Source organism: Psychrobacter sp. M13, from assembly GCF_030718935.1.
Lineage (GTDB): Bacteria > Pseudomonadota > Gammaproteobacteria > Pseudomonadales > Moraxellaceae > Psychrobacter > Psychrobacter immobilis_G.
Genome location: NZ_CP132194.1, coordinates 1,235,197 through 1,258,420 on the forward strand (window position 1 = coordinate 1,235,197; position 23,224 = coordinate 1,258,420).

The following is a 23,224-nucleotide window of genomic DNA, read 5'->3' on the forward strand; positions in this document are numbered from 1 at the left end:
ATACTTTCTAACCCAATTCACTACTAGGAATTATTTATGTCACAATTTAAATTACTATCTAAATCAATCGCAGCAACGGCTATTACTTTAATTGTTTCAACATCAGCGATGGCGCATTCTCCAGAAATGCATGCACAAAAAGATCAAATGAACTGCGAAAAAATGGAGAAGCATATGCAAATGATGCAAAAAATGGATCATAGCAAAATGGATATGAATGACCCGGCTATGAAAGCGATGATGACGAATATGAGCAAGATGAAACAGATGTACCAAAAGCATTGCGTCGCCAGTGACAGTGCTTCTAAATAATTTTAGCTGTACTAGTTATTAGGCAATACGCAATAAGTCAGATTTAACTACAATCTTCGTTAAATCTGATTCTTTTGACTAGATTGATAGTAAAGTTTTGACAGCAACAAAATCAAGGACGAACATATGAGATTTTTATGGGGTGCGCTGTTTACTATGTTTGTCGCCATCGTTGGCGTTTTTACGGTAGTTTCTAGTGGCATTATTAATATTGGGGCAGATCAACTCCATACTCCAATAGTCCATGGTTTTTTGGAGACGGCTCGCGAACGTTCTATAGAAAATGCGAGTAAAGACATCGTTGTTCCAGACCTACAACAAGTGGATATGATCAGCTCTGGCGGCGCGGACTACAAAGACATGTGTGCAGGCTGCCATCTAGCACCTGATGCAACACAAACAGATCTGAGTGAGTACTTGTATCCGAAACCACCAAACTTTACTAAGGCTGAAGTGGTCGAGCGTTTCAAATCTGAAGCAGGTGCGCAGCAAAGCTTTTGGGCGATTAAGCATGGCATTATGGCATCTGGAATGCCTGCGTGGGGCGCGACTCACGATGACGAGAGAATGTGGGCTATGGTCGCTTTTATCAGAGCATTGCCTGAGTTAGATGAGGCGCAATATACGCTACTCACCACAAGATTTGACAGCGATATGATGGATATGTCGTTTGACGATGAGATGATGGATATGTCGGATGGTGACACTGAGATGCAGCATTAATGTGATAACTGGTAGTGCTGTGGTACTACCAGTTATCAGTTGAGATTTAATTTTTAGAGTATTTGCTAGACAAATAAACGCTTAGGAGTAGTTTTATGAGACGCCACACTGATATATCTTTCAATGAGCATCACTGGGCATCCGGGCGTGCTCTTTTGTTGGTTTCTTCATTGTCACTAGTACTTGCAGCTTGTAGTCAACCAAGCTCTACTGCTACTAGCTCGATGCCAGCTACGCAATCGACGACGACAACTGCAGTAGAGCAGCCACAGGCTCACATGATGCCTGTTAGCGCAAACTCAGACACGCAGTCAACTATTTTAAGGGATGTCTCAGCTACTGTTTACAAAGATGCCAATTGCGGCTGCTGTAAAGAGTGGGTAGGTTATGCCGAAGACAATGGTTTAAACGCAACGGCACAAGACGTTGCAGATGTGTCCCTTTTCAAAGACCGCTATGGCGTACCCCAACAGATGCGCTCTTGTCATACTACTATCACCACAGATGGCTATGTTTTTGAAGGACATGTCCCTGCCAAACATATGGCGCAGTTTCTGACAAATCCGCCAAAGGATGCGATTGGTCTGGCTGTACCTAGTATGCCTGTTGGCAGCCCTGGTATGGAGTACCAAGATAAGTTTATGCCTTATCAGGTAATGCAGCTGAACAAAGATGGTAGTACTCAAGTTTACGCTGCTATTGAATCACCAGCGCAGCAGCTATAGTTTTATTAATAAGTCGTTAGATATATAAGTTCAACTCTCATTTCATGGATTAACTTAGGTCAATATTATGAATAATAAAAGTATATTTAACCGTAGGCGTTTTCTGACAGGGTCATCCACCTTGCTCGGCGCGTCAATGCTATCCACACTACCGACGATGGCCAATAGTGCACTAAGCAAAAATCAAAAAGTTGCTGTCAACAGTGATCGAGCCGACCATATCGTACCTGTTCTGACAGGTAATGAGTTTGACCTATATGTTAGCGAAAAGATGATAACGGTCAATGGCAAATCAAGTATGGCAACCTTGATCAATGACTCGCTACCAGGGCCTACGCTCAAAATGCAAGAGGGCGACACGGTTACCATTCGGGTTCATAATCAGCTCAATGAATCGACCTCTATTCATTGGCATGGTTTGCTGGTACCGTTTGAGATGGATGGCGTACCCGGCATTAGCTTCGACGGTATTCCCGCCAAAAGCACTTTTACTTATAAATTTAACATACCGCAATCGGGTACTTATTGGTATCACTCGCATTCAGGGTTTCAAGAGCAGACGGGTATGCGCGGCGCTATAGTCATTGAGCCCAAAGGAGCGGAGCGTTATCCAGTAGAGGAAGACCATGTGATCTTGCTCAGTGATTGGACGCACCGTGACCCGCATAATTTACTCAAACTGTTAAAGCAGCGTTCTGATTTTGACAATTACCATTTGCCAGATTTCAAAAAGCTGTTATCTGATATCGCCGCTACGGATCTTGAGGCTGCTTACGATAAGCGTAAAATGTGGAATCAGATGCGCATGATGCCGACTGATTTTACGGATTTGTCAGGTGAAAACACGTTCACTTATCTTATGAATGGTAAGACCACAGCGGCTAATTGGACGCAACTGGTCAAAGCGGGACAAAAGGTCAAATTACGTTTTATCAATGCTTCTGCGCAGACAATATTTGATGTACGTATACCCGGTCTGAAGATGACCGTCGTCTCGACAGATGGCAATGATGTTGCACCTGTCAGTGTTGATGACTTCCGTATTGGTGTTGCTGAGACTTATGATGTTATCGTCACGCCAACTGGGGATGCGCATACGATATTTGCGCAAAATATAGATCGCTCAGGTTTTGTTGCCACTACGCTTGCGACCAAAAAAGGCGCTCGCGCTGCGATACCTGCTATGGATAAAATCGAGTGGCTCACGATGGCCGATATGATGGGCGCGATGGGCGCGAATGGCTATGAAGCCCGTCATGCTGAAACAGAATATGACTTTAAGACGGACATGCGCGTTGATAGTGCACGTATTAACATTGATGATCCGGGTATCAATTTACGCGATATCAATCGTAAGGTTTTGACTTATGATCAATTACGCTCTGTAGATAAGCAAGTACTAAGCGAGCAGCGCAAGCCTACTAGAGAGATTGAAATACACCTAACAGGTGCTATGGAGCGCTATATTTGGGCCATGGATGGGGTTATGTTTAAAGATGCCACGCCCGTCAATATCAAGCCGGGTGAACGTGTACGTATCACCTTGGTCAATGACACCATGATGAACCACCCTATGCACTTACATGGTATGTGGAGTGATCTACGTGCACCTAATGGAGACTTTCAAGTCCGCAAGCATACCATCGTCGTGCAACCTGCACAGAAGATTAGCTTTGATGTCACAGGAGAAGCGGGACGATGGGCGTGGCATTGCCATCTGCTTTATCACATGGAAGCAGGTATGTTCAGAGAAGTCGCCGTTGTTTAAGTTATTCTTTGATAGGTGAGAGATAAGATGAAAATACGTAAAGTAAGGTTTAACACTACTGTATTGCCAGTATCCATATTGTCTGCAGCAATGTTGTTGGCTATGCCAGTGGCGAATGCAGCATCAAATCCTGATGCTATGAGTAAAACGAAAATGCCAGTAAGTGACATGTCAGGCATGGATCACAGCGGTATGGATATGTCGGGTATGGATCATAGTGGCATGGACATGTCGGATATGGATCATAGCAGTATGGATATGTCAGGCATGGACATGTCGGATATGGATCACAGCAGTATGGATATGTCAGGCATGGACATGTCGGATATGGATCACAGCAGTATGGATATGTCTGGAATGGACATGTCAGATATGGACCACAGCAGTATGGATATGTCAGGTAATATGGCAGGCATGGACCACAGCGGTATGGATATGTCAGGCGACATGGCAGGTATGGACCATAGCAAAATGAACATGGACATGTCAGGCATGCAAGGTGGTGAGGCTCCAGCTGATGCTCGTAGTTCAGATTATTCCAACGGTGTCCCTTATGGACAGTATGGTAAGCCTGTCATGATGGGTAGCATGCCATTGTGGGGCGTTTCAGTAGATGATTTAGGCTATCAGTTCGATGATGATCAGATCAACTTTGAGATTGAGGGATGGTATGGCGATGATAGTAACCGTTTCAGATTGCGTACAGAGGGAAGTGCTCAAACCAAAGACGATAAAGAAATTAGTAGTTTGAGCTCATTGGCTTACTGGAAGCCACTCGGCATTTATTGGAATGGGGAAGCGGGTGTTGCTTATAATACTGAAAATGATAAGCCAGCGGTAATGGCAGGTATTGTCGGTACGGCTCCATACTTTATTGAAACAAATGCTAGAGCCTACTTATATAGTGATGGTCAAGTACAGCTTGATCTGGGTGCAGAATATGAATGGCGTTTAACTCAACGTTGGGTGGTGATACCAGAAGTAGGTTTGACTGCGTTTAGTAAAGACGATAGTGACAACCAAATCGCTAAAGGCTTCAATGAAATGGAAGCCGAAGTGAGACTAACTTATGAAACCTTGAGTCGGCAGTTAGCACCTTATGTTGGTATAAGCTACGAGTCAGCTTTGGGTGATGCACGTGATTTGCGTCGTCAAGATAACGAATCAGTTGATGGCAGTAGTCTGACTGCGGGTGTCAAATTCTGGTTTTAAACCGTTAATTGTACAATTGTTAAATTTAAAGAGGTCATATTATGAATGCTGATAACCAAAATAGTATGAATCATCAACAGGGTATGAATCCTTACCTAAAGTTTACCTTGATGATTGTCACATCTACAATCGTAATGTTTGTCATGATGTATTTCAATACCTATAAACTCGACCATATTTATTTTAGTGAGACTCGCGCTTATATGGCGCTATACATGGGCGCAGTGATGGCTATTATCATGCTAGCCTTTATGACCAATATGTATAAGAAAACCAAGATAAACTTGATGGTTTATGGGATTAGTGTCTTTCTTTTTGCCTTTGGTCTATGGGGTGTACGCTCGCAACAAACGGTCGATCAGGTCGATTGGATGCAAGCAATGATTCCGCACCATTCGATTGCAATTTTGACCAGTTCACGTGCCCATATCGAAGATCCACGGGTGCGTCAATTAGCTGATGATATTATCGAAGCGCAGAAGCGTGAAATCGGTGAGATGCAGCAATTGATTGATGAGCTGGAGTAAAGAATTATAAGATTAATAGGAGTACTTTAAACTAAAAAATAGTGAGCTATCGAATAGTTACGGTTGCTCATACAGATATATGTACTCAAAGTTCTTATCCACCGCAGATTTAAAGTCCTACTCGTTAAAAAGGTAGTGAAAGGATAAATTGGCATGGAACAAAACAGAACGACTCGTTATCAGCAAGATAGTCTGACTTTATCAGGAACAGTTATGCTAGGTACCGGTGTCATGATTGGCGCCGGTATTTTTGCATTGACTGGGCAGATGGCTCAGATGGTAGGTTCGCTTTTCCCCTTAGCGTTTTTAGCTGCTGCAATTGTTGTTTCTTTTAGCGCCTATTCCTACATCAAAATCTCTAATGCCTACCCATCAGCTGGCGGTGTTGCAATGTATTTGCATCAGGCATACGGAGATCGTTTACCGACTGGCTTTAATGCTTTGCTGATGTATTTTTCCATGGTTATAGCGCAAAGTTTTTTGGCTCGGACGTTCGGGTCATATACTATGCAGTTGTTCGGTGGTGATGATAGCGGTCGCATGGTATCTGTTCTTGGTGCAGCGCTTATTCTTGCTGCATTCTTGATTAATTTGCTTAGCAATCGTTGGATCCAAGGAGTCGCATCGTTTATTGGCATTATAAAAATTGTCGGTATTCTCGTCTTCGGATTGGTTGGTGTCTGGCTGGCTGATAGCTTTGCAATTGATTCTTCCATATTAGGTGATACTAATACTGCTGGTAACTTTCTTGGCGCAACGGCGTTAGGCATACTGGCATTTAAAGGCTTTACCACGATTGCCAACAGTGGCTCGGAGGTAAAAAATCCTCGTCGTAACGTCGGCCGTGCCATTATAATCTCGATCGCAATCTGCGTAGTTATTTACACTTTAGTCGGTTTTGCGGTGTCTAGTAATCTGTCCCTTGCCGAGATTATTGAAACCAAAGACTATTCCTTGGCTGCTGCCGCACGGCCAGCGCTTGGCGATTATGGTCTGTGGTTCACAGTGGCAATCGCAATGGTAGCTACCGCTGGTGGTCTCCTTGCTAGCATCTTCGCAGTCTCGCGGATGCTTGCTATGTTGACTGACATGAAGCTGGTACCCCATCGTCATTTGGGGATGCCAGGAAGCGTTCAGAAACATACGCTGGTTTACACTGTGGTGTTGGGTTTGGCTTTCACAACGTTATTTGATCTTTCACGAATTGCAGCGCTTGGCATTGTTTTTTATCTGATCATGGATATCGCTATTCATTGGGGTCGCTAGCGTCAACTCGCTGGCGCCACACGAATCAAAAAGTAATGCTAATACAGCATAAAGCTTCTACTTATACTGGTTCTTTAAATTTAGAACGGAAAGGTGGATGTTTAATTAGTTTAAGCTTGAACGACATCATGTGATAACAAGGAGTATTAAGATGGTCAAATCAAATTTGACAACAAGTACCTTAAGAATTGTCCCTGTTGGCAACAGTGTATCGTTGTTTTTACTCATTAGTTACCTGTTATGCATAGGCTTTGGTTTACTCGCTCCCGAGCAAATATCCATGCATGAAGCTTGGGCGCCTCTACTACCCGGCTTTGAATGGTTGACTTGGACAGGTTTTCTAATTGGACTTGTAGAATCGTACCTTTATGGTTGGTATTTCGCAATCTTGTTCGTGCCACTATACCGTTGGTTCGCAAAATAGTTCAAAGGTACTAATATTAATCATCAAGGCTCTGCTCAAATATTTGAATGATAAAGACTAAAGTCCAATTGAAAGTATAAAAAGTAATTTTTTAGATTAATGATTATATGAATTAATGATTATATTAATAGCAATTGAGAATTGATAATAGTGCTTTAAGAGCTGTACTTATTATCAACATTTATTGTCTTCAAGGAGTAAATTTATGAAACATATTGCCGATGACAAATCTATCAAAGGTGGTCAGTACGATAAAGTGCCAGAAAATTATAGTGGTACGGTTTATATCTGCCCGATGCATTCTGAGGTTAGAGATGTTGAAGCTAGCGATTGTCCGATATGCGGTATGTTTCTCAAACCTGAAGACAAGGCTACTCAATCCAACAATAATGAAGATAGTCATGCGAATTGCCATGGAGCAGATACTAACAATAGCACTGAGGCAAAACCTATCGAAGGCGGTAAGTACGATAAAGTGCCAGCCGATTACAACGGTACAGTCTTTATTTGCCCGATGCATCCTGAGGTCAGAGATGCCGAAAAAAGTGACTGCCCCATATGCGGGATGTTTCTTCAGCCTGAAGACGAAGTTGCTGACTCAAGCGACAAAGAAGACAGTCATGCCCATTGTCATGGAGCGGGTAATGGTAGCGGCTCGGTAAAATCTATTAAAGGCGGTAAATACGATAAAGTACCAGACGATTATAATGGTACGGTCTATATCTGTCCCATGCATCCAGAAGTCAGGGATGTTGAGAATAGTGGTTGTCCAATATGCGGCATGGCACTTGAGCCAGAAACGGTCACCATTGGCGAAGAAGATACCTCAGAGCTTAATGATATGACCCGCCGATTTTGGATTTGTACGGTACTCACTATCCCGCTATTAATATATGTTATGAGCGGTATGTTTGGAGTTGACTTTAGTCAGTATGGTATACCTTCACAGGTTTTACAATGGGCTGAGTTAGTGCTTGCGACACCTGTCGTGCTTTGGGGGGCCGCCCCGTTTTTCGTTCGTGGCTGGCAGTCTATAAAAAGTCGCAATCTCAATATGTTTACTTTGATTGCCATAGGCGTAGGCGCTGCTTATATTTTCAGTATTGTCGCGACCTTTTTCCCCAATATTTTCCCAAACAGTTTTAGAGACGCTAGCGGACAAGTCGGCGTCTACTATGAAGCAGCAGCTGTCATCGTAACCTTGGTACTACTCGGTCAAGTGTTAGAGCTCAAAGCCAGAAGTCAAACTTCAGGTGCGATTCGAGCATTGCTTGAGTTAGCTCCACCGACTGCAAGACGTGTGGATGAAAACGGAGAAGAGATCGAAGTCTCGCTTGATGAGGTTGTCAGTGGCGATAAGCTACGGGTTAGACCTGGTGAGAAGTTGCCCGTAGACGGTACAGTGATCGATGGTAATAGTAATGTTGATGAATCAATGGTAACGGGTGAACCAATCCCTGTATCAAAAGTAGCAGGAGATACCGTGACTGGTGGTACGGTAAATGGCACTGGAACGCTGTTGGTCGAAGCGGTCAATGTTGGAGCAGATTCGGTATTATCCAAAATTGTACAAATGGTTAGTGAGGCTCAGCGTAGCCGCGCGCCTATCCAGCGCTTGGTAGATCAAGTGGCGGGTTGGTTCGTACCCATTGTTATTATCAGCTCTATCATAACCTTTATTGTTTGGGCGATATTCGGCCCTGAGCCCGCTATGGCTTATGCTTTGGTTAACGCGATTGCAGTACTGATTATTGCCTGTCCTTGCGCCCTTGGTCTGGCGACACCTATGTCCATTATGGTCGGTACAGGTAAAGGCGCGCAAAACGGTGTCCTTATCAAAAATGCCGAAGCGCTAGAGACTATGGAAAAGGTCGATACCATCGTCGTTGACAAAACTGGCACTCTGACTGCTGGTAAACCTGAGCTGACCTCAATCGATGCGTTGGCAGGTCAAGATGAAGATGAATTTTTAGCCTTAATAGCCGCAGTAGAAAGCGCAAGCGAGCATCCTTTGGCAGAAGCTATCGTGAGAGCCGCTCAAGAAAGATCACTTACTATTCCTAAAGCCCAAGACTTTAATTCGACGACGGGCGAGGGCGTACAAGCCATCGTCAATGGTAAACAAGTCGCTATCGGTAACTCAAAGCTTATGGAGAGTTTAAACAGCTTCGATCAGGATTTATCTACTAAAGCTGACGTCCGTAGAAAGGATGGTGAAACGGTAATGTTTGTGGCGATAGATAGTAAAGCGGCAGGGATAATATCAGTCGCTGATCCTATTAAATCAAGCACCAAGGAAGCCATAAAGTTACTACACGACTCGGGACTAAAAGTTGTGATGCTAACGGGTGACAACGAAAAAACCGCGCAGGCAGTCGCTAATAAATTAGGTATTGATGAAGTTCATGCGGATGTCTCACCAGAGGACAAAAACCGTATCGTCAAAGAAATGCAAGACAGCGGTAAATTGGTCGCTATGGCAGGTGACGGTATCAACGACGCGCCTGCACTAGCGCAGGCTAATGTCGGTATTGCTATGGGAACGGGTACTGATGTGGCGATGGAGAGTGCGGGTATTACCCTGCTAAAAGGTGATTTGATGGGCATTGCCAAAGCTTATAAGCTTAGCCACGCCACCATGCGTAATATCAGACAGAATCTGTTTTTTGCCTTTATCTACAATGCACTTGGCATTCCAATTGCCGCAGGTGTGCTCTATCCCGTATTTGGGCTTCTACTTAGCCCAATGATAGCAGCGGCAGCGATGAGCTTGTCGTCATTCTCGGTGATTGCTAACGCGCTTAGACTACGTCGGTTGGACTTATGATGTGAATGTCATAAAGAGAGTATTAAAGTGCAGTGCCCAGTATGGGTTTGATTAAAACTTAAAAGTAAGGATGTTGTTATGGGTAGTTTTTCTATTACACATTGGCTGATATTGTTAGTAGTCGTGGTAGTGGTGTTTGGTACTGCCAAGCTTAAAAATGCAGGTAAAGATTTAGGCAGCGCAGTAAAGGGCTTTAAAGAAGCGGTAAGATGAAGAAACTGAGCACGCTCGCACGCGGCAGGCAATTAGCCATGAAGCCACTACTTCAACTGCAAATAATGACTTAAACGCTAATAATTTAAGTACTAATAACTTAAATACTGAGGGTAGCACTCAAGTCGATGATTTAGAAGTTAGTCCGGTTCCCACTGATGACAAGAATACGTTGTAAAGCGTATTACTAGCCATATTCAATAGCCTATTCACTAATATATTTGCCTATTATGTTTGATATTGGATTTTCCGAATTACTTATATTTGGGGTTATCGCTTTAATCGTTTTGGGCCCAGAAAAACTACCACAGGCTGCGCGCACAGCAGGACAATGGTACGCCAAAGTACGTCGTATGATATCTACCCTTCAGTCTGACATAGAGTCTGAGCTTGATCTAGCAGAAACACGAAAACAGATGCAAAATGAGTTAGTAAAAATTCGTCAGACTGAGACAGATATGAAGCGCGAATTGGCCGAGATGCGCGGTAGTATGGATAAGTTTGAAAACTCGCAGAATCAAAGTTCAGATAGCTCCTATAAGCCAACCGCTCCTCATCAGCAAAATCATAAGCCAAATATTTCCTCATTATCGCATGTAGAGAAGGGGGATGAATGAGCTTGTTTAAGCGCCGAAAAAACCACCAAAGAAAGTTAGCGGATACAGATACTAAAGCGCCAGATACTACCTATAGTGCTGAGACTGATAATATGCTAAATGCGCTCAGCGATATGCCTATTACTGAGCATTTGATCGAATTACGCAAGCATCTCATCAGAATATGCGTAGCCGTTTTGATTGTCTTCTTAGCATTGGTAGGGTTTTCGCGCGAGCTCTACAACCTCTTATCAGACCCTCTAGTCGCGCAGCTGCCTGCGAATTCGACTATGATTGCCACTGATATCACCTCGAACTTTATGGCACCCATTCGCTTGACGATTTTCGTTGCTGCCTTTGTAGTGATGCCTTATATTTTATATCAAATTTGGTCATTCATAGCCCCCGCATTATATAAAAAAGAGAGAAAAGTCACTATTCCTGTTTTACTATCTTCCATATTTCTATTTTATACGGGTGTTGCTTTTGCCTATTTTGTCGTACTAAAAAGCGTCCTCAAATTCTTTATTCTGTTCGCGCCGCAAAACGTCATACCGATGACTGATATTGATAGTTATTTGAGCTTTACTCTCAAATTATTTATGGTATTTGAACTCACCTTTGAGATTCCAGTCGTGACTTTACTACTGATAATGATTGGACTCGTCTCTACAAAGAGCTTAGAGGACAAACGTCGTTATATCATAGTCGGCTGCTTTGCAATCGCAGCGGTAGTGACACCGCCAGATGGTATCTCGATGCTGTTACTCGCAATTCCAATGTGGCTACTATTCGAGTTAGGCTTGTTTCTGGCAAAAATATTAATCAAAGAAGAGCATAAAACCGTCTAGGCTTATAAAGTCACTATTTCGCAAAACAACTATAAAAATTAGATTTATCTAAACATTCAAACCCTTCTTTTACTTTGGCTTCTCTTTAAACCTTATCAGTATATTCACTCTATTTAGTAATGAGATTAAAATGGAACCCCTAATTAATAATAAAAATAAAGAGAATGACAATCTTGCCAATCAACTCAATCAAGAGTGCTATTGCCGTACTTTAGATCGCAAAGCACTTAATAGTAGCCTTCAAAATCAGTTGTCAGATACCACAGACAACCCAATAGGCGCTAATGAGCTCAATAAGCTGTTTTCAGCAACGCCAGTGTTCGTCCCTAAAACAGAAATCATGACAATGATGCGCATTGTTGAAGCTATTGAGTCGGCTGCTAGACTACAGTCCTACCAACAGCAAGTACTGTCATGGGCACCTAAAATAGCGGCTTTTAATCCTGGTCCAATAGGGGCCTTTATGGGTTATGACTTTCACTTAGGTAGCGATGGCCCTAAGCTTATTGAGATTAATACTAATGCAGGGGGCGCATTTTTGAACGTAGCACTTGCCCGCGCGCAAAAACACTGCTGTCACCCATCCGAGCAAAGTGTTGCTACTACTAAAATGCTGGATGGGTTTGAAGAAGCGGTCACTAGCATGTTCATAGAAGAATGGCAGCGACAATCAGCGACTGCCATGCCCAATCGCATCGCTATCGTGGACAACGATCCCAAAAACCAGTTCATGTATTTAGAGTTTCAGCTGGCCTGCCAACTACTTCAGGCTAGAGGCATCGATACCGTTATACTTGATCCGTCCGAACTTAACTATGTTGATGGAACACTGACCGCCCATGGCAAGCCCATTGATATGATCTATAATCGCTTGGTTGACTTCGCATTTGAAAACTCTAGTCACGCCATACTCAAAAAAGCCTACTTAGAGGGCGCGGTAGTGGTAACCCCTAATCCGCATGTTCATGCTATATTCGCTAATAAGCGCAATCTTGCTTTGTTATCCGATCCGCAAACGTTACGTTCGTGGGGACTAGATAACGTCGCAGCAGAACACCTAAAAAGATCAGTACCAATAACGCGAATGGCGACGCAAAACGACGCAGAAGAATTGTGGCGTACGCGGCGACAATGGTTTTTTAAGCCAGTAGCTGGTTATGGTAGCAAAGGTGTCTATCGTGGTAGCAAGGTCACTCGCCGAGTGTTTGAGAATATATTAGATGAAGACTATATTGCGCAGACTTTTATACCGGCAACAGAGCGCTCAATAAAAATCGATGATGTTGTGACGACTAGAAAGGTAGACATACGTCTTTACACCTATGCAGGACAGTTGCTACTCACTGCGGGACGTATCTATCAGGGTCAAGTGACCAATTTTCGTACACCAGGAGGTGGATTTGCGCCTGTTTTCCAAGTGTGATTATACGGGTTTGCTATGCTTACATCGATAGAAAGGGATAACTAAAAGCTCTCTCAACGATACGTCACGCAGAGTTGCATAAGCTATGTCAGGACGCTAATACTACTCTGATACGGATAAAATAGTTCAAGTGGTTAAAAGGAATAAATCTATGACACGAAGCAACAAAGATCATCAGGACATTGATCAGTCTATTAGAACCCTAGATTCTGATGACAACTGGATTGAGAAAATATGGGCATGGGCAGATGAGTTTGAGCTAAAGGACTCAGAAATCCCTCGTGACAAGAAGTCATTACTTGCTCTAAAAAAGCTAGAGATTTTGGAGCTTGAACTCGATAAGCAACACTCAAGGGACGTCTATAGAATAGACTATGTACCTGATGAGCTTACCAATCTTACCAATCTAATAGAAATAACGATCAGTGGTTTGTCTTCAAGTCATTTACCTCACAATATAGGCAAGCTCAATAATCTAACTAAGCTATCTATTAGTCACTCTAAACTTATCGCATTACCTGACAGCATCGGAAAACTCAGTAACCTCCAAGAGCTCTTCATTGATGATAGTAGACTTGAAGTGCTACCCGATAGTATTGGGCAACTTTGTAGTCTTACTAAAATGTTTATTGGCCGTTGTCCGCTTCAACATCTACCTGACAGCATAGGATTACTCACTAATCTGACAGTACTTGATCTCGTTCACTGTGAGCTTGAAGATCTGCCTGATACCATTGGACAGCTTAATAACCTTGCTAAGCTTTTTATGAGTTATTGTCTGCTCAAGCACTTGCCTGATAGCATAGGGCAACTCACTCACTTAATTGAGCTTGAATTTATTAACTGTGATCTCAAAGACCTACCTAGTAGTATCGGACAGCTAACCAACCTCAACAAGCTTTATATCAATCGTTGTAATGTTACAGAGCTACCTGATAGCATTGGGCAACTCAGCAATCTTACAGAGCTTTTTATCACTCATTGTGAGCTCAAACAGCTACCTAATAGTATAGGCCAGCTTGTGAGCTTAACCCACCTTGACCTGCTTCACCTTGAACTGACAGAGCTACCCGATAGCTTTGGACGCCTTATTAACTTGGCTGAGCTTAATATTATTGACTGTAAGCTCAGAGTGTTGCCTGATAGCATCGGACAGCTCATTAACTTAACTAAGCTCAGTTTTAATCACTCCAAGCTTGAAGTCCTACCTGACAGCATAGGGCAGCTCACTAACCTTACTGAGCTTTTTATTAGTCATGGCAAGTTTGACAAGCTACCTGATAGCGTAGGCCAACTTACTAATCTAGAGAAGCTTTACATCAACCATTGTAGCCTTAAAGAGCTGCCTAATAGCATCGGGCAACTTAAGAACCTGACCGAATTATTCGTTAGTTATTGCAAATTGGACAAGCTGCCTAGTAGTATTGGTGAGCTTAATAATCTCGCTAAGCTTGAGCTTATTTATTGTAATCTAATTAATCTGCCAGACAATCTTGTACAGCTGAATAGTTTGAGATGTATCAATCTTACTGGTAATCCTCTTGATAGACTCTCTTTAAAGGTGGTAGATTATTTACGTTCTATAGATACCGTCTATGGTTGGGATGAATAGTTATATTCTGGTCTTAACAACCTCATTTAAGTAAAACTAAAAGTATGAAAAACCTAATATTATTAACGAGTTTTGAAGCTACTAGAGTACAGCCAGCTAACTAGCATGCTTTTTAGAAACTGGATTCCATCCCATAAAAAATGATGGCCACCATTAAGCTGACCATCATTTTTTCGAAATTTACTTGGTTTTAACTAAGACAGTTGTGCCTTACTTACCAAATACTTTCATACGTTCTTCAGCAGGCTGAAACTCTTTGTCGCCTGCTGGCTGTTCGATAGCGCCAAATACCATCTGTGCGTTTAGTTCCCAATCGGTATCAATATTCCAAGTACTCGCAACTTTGTCATCTATCACTGGATTATAATGTTGCAAGTTCGCACCAACATTAAGGCTGGCAAGTGCTGTCCATATAACATACTGATGCATAGCACTGGTTTGGTGTGCCCAGATAGGGAACTTATCGGCATACAAAGGCGCAGCTTCTTGCATATTTCTGACGACGCCTTTGTCTTCAAAGAACATAATCGTGCCAGCGCCTGCTCTAAACCCAGCGATCTTATCTTTAGTGCCTTGGAATTTCTCTTCATCATTAACGATAGCTTTTAACGTCTCTTCAGTTATATCCCAGAGCTTTTTATGATCGTCGCCGAATAAGACGACAATACGCGCTGACTGCGAATTAAAGGCTGATGGTGTGTGCAAAATAGCATGTTCGACCAGATCAACGATCTCGTCTTTTGAGACGGGCAGATTGTCGCTAAGCGCATATATAGAACGACGCTTTTCAGCTAGTTGTTGTAAGTCTTTTAAATTTGACATAGTTATCTCCAGTGGTTATAAATTTAAGTAAAATGTAAAAATAATCTAAAATGAAGCGGTGATTAGCCTTTAAAGCCTTCAGGTAATTCTGGTGCTGGCAAACGCTTCATATCAGAGTCAACATTACCGAAACGCTCATGACCATTGTTCCAGTCAATGATTGATTGCTCAATCTCTTCCTTATTATCCGCGACAAAGTTCCACCAGAGTAGCACTTGGTTATTCAAGGGTTCACCGCCGATAAACATGATACGCGTGCCTTTTTTAGCCGCTATTTTAATGCTCTCATTATTAGCGACATCACTATCATGGAAGCGAAACAATTGATCTTGTTTACAGATTTTGCCTTCAGACTCTATTTCGCCCTCGCTAACTAAGATGCCATACTCAAAGCCTGACTTTAAGGTCATTATGGCTTCGTCATCTTCAGTGAAATAAACGTCGATACCGACCATCTTTGAGTATTGAATAGTAGGCGCTTCAAAATGCTTACCTGAAGCGTTGGTATAACTACCTGTAGTCAGGATCATCTCGACATTATTCTCCTGCCAAGTGGGCAGATCAAGATAATGATGAAAACCGCGCTCTATCTGTTGATCAGTCGGTAGGGCAATCCATAGCTGCACCATGCTTAGGGCGCGCGATGCGTCTGGTGAGCCACCTGTATCTGCAAAGACACTTTGTTCAGTATGACTAATGCCTTGATTCAAGCCTGTACCTGCGGTCATGACGTTGACTTGATTCTTGGTAATCACTTGCTCGTTACCTAAGCTATCCTTGTGCAGTACTTCACCATCAAGCATCCAGCTAAAGGTCTGTAGATTGATATGCGGATGGCGACCCACTTGCATACCTGATTCATCTGCATCAAATTCGGCAGGACCTGCATGGTCCAAAAAGCACCACGCACCAATGGGCTGTTTGCCTTTATTAGGCAGCAAACGTGCAATCGGAATACCACCGACATCGGCCATTCTTGGCTCTAAGGTTTGAATACTCATTATTGACCTCTTATTAGTTATTAATTATAAAGCTTTGAGCTGGGTTAACTAAGTTAAAAGCCCAGCCTGCGCCACTTCAATCTTTACTGCACTCTTTATTGCATTGGTACTTCCATTAATAGAACTCTAGCGTCCTCATCAGCATCCATTGTAAAGCTCTTAGTATCCCAAATACCGAGACCATCGCGAGTAGCTAAAACGTTACCATTAATAGTGACACTACCTTCTAGTACTAAGACATAGACGCCATTTCTAGTATCTTTGAGATCATAACTGTGCGTGATGCCTTTGTCGAAATGACCCATATGGAACCAAGCATCCTGATGAATCCAGACCCCAGCATCATCTGGATTTGGCGATAGCACTTGGCTGAATTCATTAGGCTTCATTTCATCAATCATATGCAATTGCTGATAGCGTGGTTCGACACTGCCTTTATTAGGAATGACCCAAATCTGTAAGAACTTGACTGGCTCATTAGCCTCACCATTCATCTCGCTATGAGTAATACCCGTACCTGCTGACATGACCTGAATCTCACCCGTCTCAATAAAGCCTTCATTACCGATATTATCGCCATGACCTAGCTTGCCAGAGAGTGGAATACTGATGATTTCCATATCGCGATGTGAATGCTTACCGAAACCGCGACCACCAGCGACAAAATCGTCGTTGATAACTCGTAGTGCACCAAAACCCATACGCTCTGGATTATGATAATTAGCAAAGCTAAAGGTATGACGGCTTTTGAGCCAGCCGTGATTGGCATCGCCGCGAGAGTCTGCTGCATGATAGATCGTTTTCATAAACTGTCCTTTATAATTAATCTGCTTGTTTAAGCTATGGGTCTATTATAATTGTTAATCCAGAGTAGATAAACTAAGCTAATCGCAAATGACTATTCTTATTTTTAGAACAATAAAGGCGTACAATTAACGTACTATAATGCTAGTTTGATAATCCATATAAACTGCTAGCATAAGTCAGTAAATGAATGGCCAATTATAAAGAGGGAATAACCATGTCAAATCTACATACCACGCACTACGATGTGATCGATAATAAAAGCCAAAATCGCTTTGAGATTCATATCGAGGATCAGATTGCTTATGAAGACTATGAGTTTTTTACTACCTCACAAGGCGAGAAGGGTATTGAATATAAGCACACTTTAGTACCAGAAGCGCTTAGTGGTCGCGGCATTGCAGGCTATTTAGTAAAGGTTATCTTAGATTGTGCAGCCGCTAGAAAACTACGCGTAAAACCGACTTGTCCTTATGTAAAATCTTACATTGATAAGCATCCAGAATACCAAGCCAATTCAGTCTTTCATGACGCTACTCCTTAAAGCAGAGGCTCAAAACAGTTAAAGTACCTTTTAATAAAAAGTATCTTCAATAAAAAAGTATCTTCAATAAAAAAGTAACGTTCAATAAAAAAGCCATGACGAGTAATCATGGCTTTTTCGATTAATGACGGTAGAAAAAAATAAAACTTTAATTAGCTGATATGCTGCAAAAACTTTGGATCACGTGCCAGTATCGATAAATACAACACAGGAATGACAAATAAACCTACTGCCCAGTAGCTCAACTGCACATACAATAAAGCACCTAATAGCGCACCAACCACAAAGCTGATGACCAATGCTGAGCTATTGGCTAGTTTTCTAGCATTCTCCGAGGTTCTATTGGCTAAGTAATCGGTAAGTCCAATACCTAATTGGGTCGTATTGCCTGTCATTAGCACAGTAGGACTCATGCCTTTGATGACCGTTTTACTAGCGGTATTACGAATAGCAAGTGCGGTTAATCCTAAGCCACCTGTCAATGCGACGTTAAGACTATCGGCATCAGTAAAGGGCCCAAAGGATAATCCTGATATCATAAATGCGCTTAAGAATAGCGCTTCTGCTAAAAACAGATGACTCAGTACCAACGACTGTTTTCGGCTATGATCGATATATAGTTTAGTTACAACTACAGTTATTATAAACAAGGGCACTGAGGCCAGCTTGATCCACAAGCCATCCTCACCTTTGACTAGACCGCTACCCGCAAGCACTAAGTTGCCCGTGACATGCGCGGTAAAAAAGCCAAATAGCGTTATAAAACCAATAGTATCAATCGCACCGCCCACCACCGTCAGCAGAATAGGTGCTTGGTAGCGTTGCCAAAAGCTTGGCTGATTTGATATGTCTGTCCCTACATTATTGGTTTTAATAAAATAATCCTTACTTGACTATTAACAAAGCAAATAGTACCGCAAAAAACACATTAGATTCGCTATGCTACTTTTATAGCAGATTCAATACAATGTCTTTTTCTTTGTGAGATCTAAGTGATTAGAGCTTATCCATGGTATGTCGATTATCAATAGAGTAAGCACCAGCGCCATGCGCAAATATCATCAAAAACCCACCCGCCATAGCGATGTTTTTCATAAATGGGTTCATTTGCGACTCATCTATCCAGAACTGATGGAAAAGCAGCGCCGATATAACATTAAATCCCACTAGCAAAATAGCAGCCAAACGCGCTTTAAGCCCAAAAAGGATAGCAAGACCGCCCAATAATTCAACCGCTATTACTAAAGGGAGTAGCATACCTGGTACTCCCATTGACTCCATATAACCTTGAGTACCTGCATAGCCTGTAATCTTGGTAAAGCCTGAAAATATAAATATCATTGATAAAAATAGACGTCCAATAGGGGCGCTTAATTCTTGTAGTTTATCCATTTTATTGCTCCAATTATTGATGTTTTTGCTCAATCACGTATGAATGAAGCTATTATAATCGTTGACGGAAATTGAATAAACACAGATAATTGCAATTATAAGTTCTTAATATTAGAACAATGATTCTGTTATCATCGAAAAAAATAGGATAAGCCACATGGGACAATTAGAAGACATGGCGATGTTCGTACGCATTGTCGAGGCGGGTAGTATTACTAAAGCCGCTGAACAATTAAATATTGCAAAGTCTGCGGTTAGTCGCCGTTTAAAAGAGCTTGAGTCACGCTTAGGCTCGCAACTCATCAGTCGAACGACAAGGCAATCTAATCTAACCCAAGCGGGTGAGCATTATTACAGACAAGCATGTAGTATCCTAAATGATGTCGATGCTCTTAATGAACAAACCAGTGGAGCGCCCACGCAAATTGAGGGTACGCTAAAGATGACTGCGCCGTTATCTTTTAGTCTGTTGCATTTAGGCGAAGTTATTGATGACTTTGCTTCTATGCATCCTAATTTGAGCTTTGAGCTAGATTTAGCGGATCGGCATGTTGATTTAGTAGAGGAGGGCTATGAGCTTGCTATTCGTATAAGTGAGTTACAAGACTCTAGCTATCAAGCCAAGCGCTTAGCTTTGATTCGCTTTGTCATGTGCGCCAGTCCTGAATATTTGGCGAAAAACGGTAAACCTGACACGCTAGCGACACTCGCTCAGCATGAGTTTGTGCAATATGGTTTAGGTAAAGATATCACCTTAGAATTAATGGATGCTAATGGCAAAAAACATAACCTGACCGTTGACTCAAAGATAAAGGCTACTAATGGAGAGTTCCTAGTAGATATGGCAATTAAAGGTCATGGCATCACCTATATTCCGACCTTTATTGCTTATAAAGCTCTAGCAGATGGCAGGCTAGTTGCGGTAATGCCAGAGTATCAATTGCCAACTCTAAACGCTTATGCGGTCTATCCTAAGAATCGCTTTTTATCACAGCGCTGTCGCTATCTTATTGACTTTATTGCTGAGCGTTTCGGCGATAATCCTTATTGGGATGAGTTTTGATAAGCATTTACGGCTCGACACTTAACGGACAATCTTAAATGATTACTATGCATGCCCTCAATAAGATAAGTGCCCGAGATCCTAATGAACCCAATCGACCCTCAACTACGCTAGAGTTATTGTTTGATTTAGTCTATGTCATTGCGGTTGCCGCTGCAGCAAGCGGGCTACATCATCGTTTACTCGAACATGATTTTTTTTAATGACTTACTTTTATCAATAAAGACTTTTATGAAAAAACTAATGGCTACGGCCCCTATTATGTTACTACTAGCTGCTTGTGCTACTAATGCGCCTATGACTAGCGAAAACCAAACGACTACTATGACGTGTGAAGACGGTGGTCAAGTCCTAGCAGCGTATTCAGATAACAGTCAAGTGGCCAATCTAAACGTAACTTTGCCTAAAGTTGGTATAAACAATAAAAAGATCAGCTTAAATCAAGCGGTATCTGCTTCTGGCGCTCGTTATGTTAATAATACTGACCCTAAGGTGAGCTATGATTGGCACACCAAAGCGGACTATGGTGTTATGAGTGTGCGTATGGCCAATGGCCAAGAATATAGCGTGAACTGTCAGCTATAATTAAAAATAAGTCATCCTATTTAGTTTAAGAGGTTGACTGTGCTAAAGGGTTGTTAATGTCTGATTTTTAGGCTTTAATAACCCTTTTTTTATAAAATAAGTGCTTTTATAGAGAATGCAAATACCGATGACATATTTTGTATATTGTTAAAAGAAGAATGGTGTTTTGCCACTATTGGCGTCTATAAGACTTCCAGAAATCCCATAAAAAAAGGCTTGCTGCATCGCTGCGAACAAGCCTGATTGTTTTCTATAAAGTGTAAAACTTAAATTTGGTGGGCCCAGTAGGACTTGAACCTACGACCAAAGGATTATGAGTCCTCTGCTCTAACCAACTGAGCTATGGGCCCTAACGCTAGACGGACAATGATACATTAATTTTTTAGTTTTTCAAGTAAAAGATAGCATCTAGCTGGATTTTATTATTAATAGAGTGATTGTTTATCTCAATCACCTGCCAAAGTTAGGCTACGTCCGCCGTCTATGTTAATGATATGCCCCGTAATATAGAGAGCCTCAATCAAAAACAGCACGCTTTGTGCGATATCCTCAGGGGTGCCAATACGCTGCATAGGAATAGAGCGGACGATGTTGTCTTGTTGAGCTTGATCAAGCGCTTGATCGCTATTGGCATCAGGTAAGATATTGACGCCAGGGGCAACCCCGTTGACTCGTACGTCAGGCGCTAGCTCTAACGCCAAGGATTGTACCATCGTACGCTGCGCCGCCTTGGCCATATTATAAACGGTGTAGCCACTAAAAGGTTTATCGTATGCATGGATATCGAGTAGGCTGACGATACAGCCTTGCTGTACTTGCAGGTAAGGGAGTAGGGCTTGGCTCAGTAGTAGCGGCGCTTTGGCATTGGTTAGCATCAACTCATCCCATTGCGGGTTATCGATACTACCGATCGGCGTAGGATAAAACCGAGAAGCATTATGTACTAACACATCTAACTGACCAAACGGTTCTATGACATGCTGTACAAAATCGTTTAGCTCAGCTTGATTATTGACTAGCGCTAAATCAGCGACTACTACTGATGCGCTATCAGCTCGAATACTATTCAATGCTTTTGCTAAGCGCTCAGCCCTCTGTTGACTGCGATGACAGTGAATGATGACTCGATAGCCCTTATCATGCGCCGCTTTGATGATAGCCGCGCCGATACGCTTAGCGCCACCAGTCACTAACATTACAGCTGTATTATCCTGCAAAGTTTTATCCGCCTTTTGATCTAGCTCATTCATATACTAAGCCTGCTGCTCTTGCGTCTGTAAATGCTCAATACGCGCTTGGCGCAATGCTGTACCAATGGCGATACCTTTTAATTCAGGAGCAATATGATCCATACCAATAGCATGAAAGCTGTTTAACGCAAGCATCATTTGTCGATGCTGCTGAGCTAGTTGCCAAACGTTACTAGTAACGAGTAGTTGAGATAGAGTGTTTGGGTCTTTATGAGCGCTACAGGCTTGAATAAGATCAATTCTATCGCTAGCAGTTAGCTCATTTATTTTGTTCAGTTTAGAAGCCTGTTGAGTGAATAGTTTGGCAAACTGAGTCTGTGCTTTGGGTATTTTCGCATTATTACCTATTTTAATAACGCTTTTTATAGGGTCATCAGTGCTCGTGTCAGTACCGACATCGAATAAAGACGAATCGAGGCTATTCATTAATAACGCCCAGCGCTGAGATAAATTGAGCTGCATTTGCCCTGCAAAGTAGAGCGCAGTTTGAACCGTTTCACGAATAGAAGTATTCGTCCAAGCTTGCTCTAAGGGTGCAAAGTAATCATTGAGGGCGCCAAGCTCGTACAGTTGCTGCCAATAAACCTGCGGTGAGGTCTGCATCATCGCACGGCTAGACTCTTGCCATATGCGCTCGCGACTTAAGTGTGCCAGCTCACCTGAGCTGACTAACTCACGCATCAATTCCAAAGTTTCATCGGCTATCGTAAAGCCTAAATCATAATAGCGACTATAAAAGCGTGCAACGCGTAATACTCGCAGTGGATCTTCGCTAAATGCGGCTGAGACATGGCGCAGGGTTTTATTTTCGAGATCATCTAGTCCGCCATAGTAGTCGATTACCGTACCATTGATAGGTGTATCATCAGTGAGGCTAGTGACTTCAATCGCTAACGCATTGACGGTTAAGTCACGACGCTGCATGTCCTCAAGTAGCGTCACTTTACTACTAGCATCGACGCTAAAGCCTTGATAGCCATGGCCTTGCTTGCGCTCAGTACGAGCCAGTGCATACTCTTCATGAGTTTTAGGATGCAGGAACACTGGGAAATCAGCACCAACTTGCACAAAGCCTGCTGTCAGCATATCGGTTGCGCTCGCACCGACTACCACAAAGTCCTTATCCTTGATGGAACGTCCTAACAGCTGATCTCTTACGGCTCCGCCAACTAGATAAACTTGCATGATGACCTCTTTGATTATTTTTATATCTTAAGCTCAAAATAAAGCCCGTCGGCACTATTTGCGCCAACGGGCTTTATTATAACAGAGGGCTACTGTCTA

At 42.5% G+C, this 23,224-nt stretch carries 25 protein-coding genes and 1 tRNA gene; 18 read left to right on the plus strand and 8 right to left on the minus strand.

Annotation, left to right across the window (positions count from 1 at the left end):
* Positions 1-36: 36 nt before the first annotated feature.
* From Q9G97_RS05175 to Q9G97_RS05240, 14 genes are all read left to right on the plus strand, one after another.
* Entirely contained in the window at positions 37-312 is a 276-nt protein-coding gene (locus Q9G97_RS05175; protein WP_305899988.1) for a hypothetical protein, read from the plus strand.
* Between the two features lie 126 nt (positions 313-438).
* Positions 439-1,035 carry a cytochrome c gene (locus tag Q9G97_RS05180; RefSeq protein WP_305899989.1) on the plus strand — a complete coding sequence of 199 codons (597 nt, stop codon included), beginning with the start codon at positions 439-441 and terminating at the stop codon, positions 1,033-1,035.
* Positions 1,036-1,130: 95 nt separating this feature from the next.
* On the plus strand, positions 1,131-1,760 hold the full coding sequence (locus tag Q9G97_RS05185) for a DUF411 domain-containing protein (protein WP_305899990.1): 630 nt from the start codon (positions 1,131-1,133) through the stop codon (positions 1,758-1,760).
* Positions 1,761-1,827: 67 nt separating this feature from the next.
* Complete coding sequence (locus Q9G97_RS05190; RefSeq protein WP_305899991.1) at positions 1,828-3,528, plus strand: copper resistance system multicopper oxidase; 1,701 nt, start codon at positions 1,828-1,830, stop codon at positions 3,526-3,528.
* Between the two features lie 27 nt (positions 3,529-3,555).
* A complete protein-coding gene (locus Q9G97_RS05195) occupies positions 3,556-4,740 on the plus strand; it encodes a copper resistance protein B (protein WP_305899992.1) in 1,185 nt (394 codons plus the stop codon).
* Between the two features lie 41 nt (positions 4,741-4,781).
* On the plus strand, positions 4,782-5,267 hold the full coding sequence (locus tag Q9G97_RS05200; RefSeq protein ID WP_305899993.1) for a DUF305 domain-containing protein: 486 nt from the start codon (positions 4,782-4,784) through the stop codon (positions 5,265-5,267).
* A gap of 153 nt (positions 5,268-5,420) precedes the next feature.
* Positions 5,421-6,533 carry an APC family permease gene (locus Q9G97_RS05205; RefSeq protein ID WP_305899994.1) on the plus strand — a complete coding sequence of 371 codons (1,113 nt, stop codon included), beginning with the start codon at positions 5,421-5,423 and terminating at the stop codon, positions 6,531-6,533.
* 151 nt (positions 6,534-6,684) lie between these two features.
* Positions 6,685-6,957 (plus strand): DUF5676 family membrane protein, encoded by a 273-nt coding sequence (locus Q9G97_RS05210; RefSeq protein WP_305899995.1) that lies wholly within the window; start codon positions 6,685-6,687, stop codon positions 6,955-6,957.
* 205 nt (positions 6,958-7,162) lie between these two features.
* A complete protein-coding gene (locus Q9G97_RS05215; protein ID WP_305899996.1) occupies positions 7,163-9,784 on the plus strand; it encodes a copper-translocating P-type ATPase in 2,622 nt (873 codons plus the stop codon).
* Positions 9,785-9,862: 78 nt separating this feature from the next.
* Complete coding sequence (gene tatA / locus Q9G97_RS05220; RefSeq protein ID WP_305899997.1) at positions 9,863-9,997, plus strand: Sec-independent protein translocase subunit TatA; 135 nt, start codon at positions 9,863-9,865, stop codon at positions 9,995-9,997.
* Between the two features lie 230 nt (positions 9,998-10,227).
* Positions 10,228-10,614 carry a Sec-independent protein translocase protein TatB gene (tatB, locus tag Q9G97_RS05225; protein WP_305899998.1) on the plus strand — a complete coding sequence of 129 codons (387 nt, stop codon included), beginning with the start codon at positions 10,228-10,230 and terminating at the stop codon, positions 10,612-10,614.
* Positions 10,611-11,444 (plus strand): twin-arginine translocase subunit TatC, encoded by an 834-nt coding sequence (gene tatC, locus Q9G97_RS05230; RefSeq protein ID WP_305899999.1) that lies wholly within the window; start codon positions 10,611-10,613, stop codon positions 11,442-11,444. The genes tatB and tatC overlap by 4 nt, the downstream gene beginning before the upstream one ends.
* Positions 11,445-11,574: 130 nt before the next feature.
* Positions 11,575-12,867 carry a hypothetical protein gene (locus Q9G97_RS05235; protein ID WP_305900000.1) on the plus strand — a complete coding sequence of 431 codons (1,293 nt, stop codon included), beginning with the start codon at positions 11,575-11,577 and terminating at the stop codon, positions 12,865-12,867.
* Between the two features lie 151 nt (positions 12,868-13,018).
* The gene (locus Q9G97_RS05240) at positions 13,019-14,479 is read left to right on the plus strand and encodes a leucine-rich repeat domain-containing protein (RefSeq protein WP_305900001.1); all 1,461 of its coding nucleotides are present in this window, start codon (positions 13,019-13,021) and stop codon (positions 14,477-14,479) included.
* A gap of 210 nt (positions 14,480-14,689) precedes the next feature.
* On the opposite strand, the gene Q9G97_RS05245 is transcribed toward Q9G97_RS05240, so the two are convergent.
* From Q9G97_RS05245 to Q9G97_RS05255, 3 genes are all read right to left on the minus strand, one after another.
* Positions 14,690-15,301 carry a nitroreductase family protein gene (locus tag Q9G97_RS05245; protein WP_305900002.1) on the minus strand — a complete coding sequence of 204 codons (612 nt, stop codon included), beginning with the start codon at positions 15,299-15,301 and terminating at the stop codon, positions 14,690-14,692.
* Positions 15,302-15,363: 62 nt separating this feature from the next.
* Positions 15,364-16,302, minus strand: a complete 939-nt coding sequence (locus tag Q9G97_RS05250) for a pirin family protein (RefSeq protein ID WP_305900003.1) — start codon at positions 16,300-16,302, stop codon at positions 15,364-15,366.
* 95 nt (positions 16,303-16,397) lie between these two features.
* Positions 16,398-17,108: a pirin family protein gene (locus Q9G97_RS05255; protein WP_305900004.1), complete on the minus strand. Its 711-nt coding sequence runs from the start codon at positions 17,106-17,108 to the stop codon at positions 16,398-16,400.
* 215 nt (positions 17,109-17,323) lie between these two features.
* On the opposite strand from Q9G97_RS05255, the gene Q9G97_RS05260 reads away from it, so the two are divergent.
* Entirely contained in the window at positions 17,324-17,650 is a 327-nt protein-coding gene (locus Q9G97_RS05260) for a GNAT family N-acetyltransferase (RefSeq protein ID WP_305900005.1), read from the plus strand.
* Between the two features lie 152 nt (positions 17,651-17,802).
* On the opposite strand, the gene Q9G97_RS05265 is transcribed toward Q9G97_RS05260, so the two are convergent.
* Both Q9G97_RS05265 and Q9G97_RS05270 read right to left on the minus strand, forming a co-directional pair.
* Positions 17,803-18,498: a YoaK family protein gene (locus Q9G97_RS05265; RefSeq protein ID WP_305900274.1), complete on the minus strand. Its 696-nt coding sequence runs from the start codon at positions 18,496-18,498 to the stop codon at positions 17,803-17,805.
* A gap of 148 nt (positions 18,499-18,646) precedes the next feature.
* The gene (locus tag Q9G97_RS05270; RefSeq protein ID WP_305900006.1) at positions 18,647-19,042 is read right to left on the minus strand and encodes a DoxX family protein; all 396 of its coding nucleotides are present in this window, start codon (positions 19,040-19,042) and stop codon (positions 18,647-18,649) included.
* A 157-nt stretch (positions 19,043-19,199) separates the two neighbouring features.
* Between Q9G97_RS05270 and Q9G97_RS05275 the strand changes: the two genes are divergently transcribed.
* The 3 genes from Q9G97_RS05275 to Q9G97_RS05285 are packed head-to-tail and all read left to right on the plus strand — an operon-like array spanning position 19,200 to position 20,690.
* Positions 19,200-20,105 (plus strand): LysR family transcriptional regulator, encoded by a 906-nt coding sequence (locus Q9G97_RS05275; RefSeq protein ID WP_305900007.1) that lies wholly within the window; start codon positions 19,200-19,202, stop codon positions 20,103-20,105.
* 38 nt (positions 20,106-20,143) lie between these two features.
* Positions 20,144-20,308: a hypothetical protein gene (locus tag Q9G97_RS05280; protein WP_305900008.1), complete on the plus strand. Its 165-nt coding sequence runs from the start codon at positions 20,144-20,146 to the stop codon at positions 20,306-20,308.
* Positions 20,309-20,336: 28 nt separating this feature from the next.
* The gene (locus Q9G97_RS05285; protein WP_305900009.1) at positions 20,337-20,690 is read left to right on the plus strand and encodes an MliC family protein; all 354 of its coding nucleotides are present in this window, start codon (positions 20,337-20,339) and stop codon (positions 20,688-20,690) included.
* Between the two features lie 273 nt (positions 20,691-20,963).
* Here the strand turns inward: Q9G97_RS05285 and Q9G97_RS05290 are convergent.
* From Q9G97_RS05290 to Q9G97_RS05300, 3 genes are all read right to left on the minus strand, one after another.
* Positions 20,964-21,040, minus strand: a tRNA-Ile gene (locus Q9G97_RS05290).
* Positions 21,041-21,136: 96 nt separating this feature from the next.
* Positions 21,137-21,940, minus strand: a complete 804-nt coding sequence (locus tag Q9G97_RS05295) for a pteridine reductase (RefSeq protein ID WP_305900010.1) — start codon at positions 21,938-21,940, stop codon at positions 21,137-21,139.
* A 3-nt stretch (positions 21,941-21,943) separates the two neighbouring features.
* Complete coding sequence (locus Q9G97_RS05300; RefSeq protein WP_305900011.1) at positions 21,944-23,125, minus strand: tRNA nucleotidyltransferase; 1,182 nt, start codon at positions 23,123-23,125, stop codon at positions 21,944-21,946.
* Between the last annotated feature and the right edge of the window lie 99 nt (positions 23,126-23,224).